Here is a 2884-nt window from a genome sequence, read left to right as displayed (position 1 = left end):
CACTGTCCGTTGGAACAGCCGTCGACGCGCCAGGAGAGTCCGTGCCGACGATCCCTGCGACGAAGTACGCGAAGAGCGGCGATGTGCACATCGCCTATCAGGTCACCGGCAGTGGTGACCACGACCTGATCCTGGTTCCAGGATGGGTTTCGAACGTCGAATACGCGTGGGAAGAGCCGTCGATGGCGTCGTTCCTGGCACGACTCGCGACGTTCTCGCGGTTGATCTTGCTCGACCGACGCGGCACTGGGCTGTCCGATCGCGTGGCCGAATTGCCGACGCTGGAGCAACGGATGGACGACGTCCGGGCAGTGATGGACGCTGCCGGTGTCGAGCGCGCGACGTTGTTCGGCGTGTCGGAAGGCGGCCCGATGTCGATGTTGTTTGCCGCGACGTACCCCGAACGAACGTCGGCGCTCGTCTTGTACGGTACGTTCGCCCGGCTGCTGCGTTCGCCCGACTATCCGCAGGGTGTGCCGCCGGAACTGTTCGCAGCCCTGCTCGAACTGGTGGAGTCGTCGTGGGGCACCGGCACGCTCAGCACCGACTACTTCGCGCCGAGCCGAGCGGCGGACGCGGCGTTCCGCGATTCCTGGGCGCGATTCGAGCGCGTGGGCGTGAGCCCGTCCGGCATGAGGACCTTGCTGCGCATGCTGCCGGAGACCGATGCGCGCCAGGCCCTCTCGGCCATTCGAGTGCCCACGCTCGTGCTGCACCGCACGAGCGACGGGATCATTCGTATCGACGCCGGGCGCGATGTCGCCCAGCGCATCCACGGCGCGAAGTTCGTCGAACTTCAAGGCGCCGACCATTTCGCTTGGACGGGCGACACGGGCGCGGTGCTCGACGAAGTCGAGGAATTCGTGACGGGGACACGCCGCGGCGTGGAGCCGGACAGGATTCTCGCGACGATGCTCTTCACCGACATCGTCGGCTCGACTGAACGCGCCGTCGAACTCGGCGATCGGCGATGGCGGGAATTGCTCGATCGCCATCACGCCGTCGTCCGCGAGCAATTGACCCGCTTTCGCGGACGCGAGATCGATACCGCCGGCGACGGGTTCCTGGCCTCGTTCGATGGTCCGGCGCGCGCAGTGCGATGCGCCCGCGCCATCGTCGCCGCCGTGGCTCGCCTCGGTATCGACGTTCGCGCCGGGTTGCATACCGGCGAGTGCGAGGTGCTCGACGGCAAATTGAGCGGCGTGGCGGTGCACACCGGCGCTCGAGTGGCGTCGTTGGCGCGTGCCGGCGAGGTGCTCGTGTCGCGTACCGTCAAGGACCTCGTCGCGGGCTCGGGAATTGCGTTCGAAGCGCGCGGCGCGCACGTCTTGAAGGGGCTTCCCGGAGCGTGGGAGGTGTTCTCGGTCGCGGCGAGCTGACGCAATCGACATCGCAGGTTGACCATGCCGACGTTCGGTGCAACCGTGCGCGCTCGCCTTCAGCGGAGCTCAAGCGTGCCCAGCTGGAAGCGCCGCTCGTGATCAGCGACGGCGTCATCATCGACGCATGGGGCCTCGCCGGTGTGGTGGGCGCGGACACCGCGACGCAACGCGCGTGGGTGTGGTCCGGCACGCGCCCATTGGGCGCTTCGTTCCCTCCTCGCGCGGGCTGGATCGCGGTCGCGGCGCTCGACGCCGTGCTGGGCGGGTAGGGGCCCGGTTTGCGTAGGTTGGCACCACGCTGGCACCACGACCACGACCCCGAATCGCGTAGCTCTGGCGTCCCCGGCGCGAATCGAACGCACGACCTGCTGCTTAGGAGGCAGCCGCTCTATCCAACTGAGCTACGGGGACGTGCCCGTGGAGTGTAGCGCTCGCCGCCGCGGGCTCAGCCCAGGAGGATCTGCTCGAAGAAGTCGTCGAAGGCTTCGTTGCCGCGCGGGACGTGCACGCCGAAGCCCGGCTTGGCCTGCTGCTCGACGGGGAGCTGCAGGGTGGTCCAGCGCACGGTGCCGCGCGCTTCGATCTTGCTGCCGGTGCGATCGGGGAAGATCACGCGCACTTCGTCGCCGACGTTCGGCAGCACGCTGGTTCGCAGGAAGAGGCCTTCCTTCGATACGTTCTTGATGTGGCCCTTGCCACGGACCTGGCCGGCCTCGAACGAGGCGGGGATTCGCTTCAGGATTCTCCTGAGCTTGCGGCGCTCGACCTTCGGTTTCTGCGGCATCGCGCCGGCCCCCGTCGTTCCCGGCCTATCGACGGACCCGCAAGGGCGCTTTACGAACGCGACATTCGCTCGCAGCTGCGGACGCCTCCGCACGTCATTGAAGGAATCACTTGCGCGTGTGGACCTCGTCGATGACGTATACGACGAACGGGTCACCGGCGACGGGATGGAACCGGAGCGTCAGGCGCTTGCGCTCGTCGGGGGCGTTGAGCCGGGCCGGCGCGGTGGGCGGATAGACGGAGAGGAGCTTCGCGCCGTCGCTGCCGCTCGAGACGGTCTCGACGACGAGCTTGCTGCCCTGGCCCTCGAACGAGAGCGTGCGCGTCTCGCCCTCGCCCTGCGTGCCGAGCGGCTTCTCGGTCACCTCGCCGCGGTGCGACGGGTACTCGAGCGGGCCGCGCTTCGCGGCGATCTTGAAGTCGGCGAGGCCCTTGTCGGAGCGGTTGAACGACTGGAAGTGGACCAGGATCGAGCCCCGCCGGTCGATCACGCGCCGCTCGACCACGTTGTAGCAGTAGGCGATGTCGGGCAGGTCGATCCCGAAGAAGGTGATCCGCGCGGCGTTTCCGCCGCCCGAGTCGGGCGCGAACTTGATGCCGATGGAGCTCTCGACGTCGACGGAGCTGCCGTCGGTCTTCTTGCACGTCACCGGCGTGACGTAGCGGCCCTGCAGGAACGCGAGCGCGACCTGGTCCTCGGTGAGCTGCGGGGTGCGGAA

At 68.0% G+C, this 2884-nt stretch carries 4 protein-coding genes and 1 tRNA gene; 2 read left to right on the top strand and 3 right to left on the bottom strand.

Translation table 11 applies throughout. The features are described 5' to 3' along the window. Positions 1–2: 2 nt before the first annotated feature. The gene (locus VMS22_20630) at positions 3–1379 is read left to right on the top strand and encodes an adenylate/guanylate cyclase domain-containing protein (protein HXJ36449.1); all 1377 of its coding nucleotides are present in this window, start codon (positions 3–5) and stop codon (positions 1377–1379) included. A 98-nt stretch (positions 1380–1477) separates the two neighbouring features. Further along, on the top strand, positions 1478–1651 hold the full coding sequence (locus VMS22_20625; GenBank protein ID HXJ36448.1) for a hypothetical protein: 174 nt from the start codon (positions 1478–1480) through the stop codon (positions 1649–1651). Between the two features lie 65 nt (positions 1652–1716). On the opposite strand, the gene VMS22_20620 is transcribed toward VMS22_20625, so the two are convergent. The 3 genes from VMS22_20620 to VMS22_20610 all read right to left on the bottom strand — a co-directional run. Then, positions 1717–1793: transfer RNA gene (locus tag VMS22_20620), tRNA-Arg, on the bottom strand. 34 nt (positions 1794–1827) lie between these two features. After that, positions 1828–2166 carry a PilZ domain-containing protein gene (locus tag VMS22_20615; protein ID HXJ36447.1) on the bottom strand — a complete coding sequence of 113 codons (339 nt, stop codon included), beginning with the start codon at positions 2164–2166 and terminating at the stop codon, positions 1828–1830. A gap of 106 nt (positions 2167–2272) precedes the next feature. Beyond that, positions 2273–2884, bottom strand: a 612-nt coding sequence (locus VMS22_20610; GenBank protein HXJ36446.1) for a hypothetical protein, incomplete at its 5' end; no start/stop codon positions are given.

The sequence above is a fragment of the Candidatus Eisenbacteria bacterium genome (assembly GCA_035577985.1).
Taxonomy (GTDB): Bacteria; Desulfobacterota; Binatia; order DP-6; family DP-6; genus DATJZY01.
This window is presented reverse-complemented; position numbering and strand designations above follow the sequence as displayed.

What these genes read in the sequence shown, in the direction of transcription:
- VMS22_20615 (HXJ36447.1), bottom strand. Translation starts at nt 2,166, where the DNA reads ATGCCGCAGAAACCGAAGGTCGAGCGCCGCAAGCTCAGGAGAATCCTG.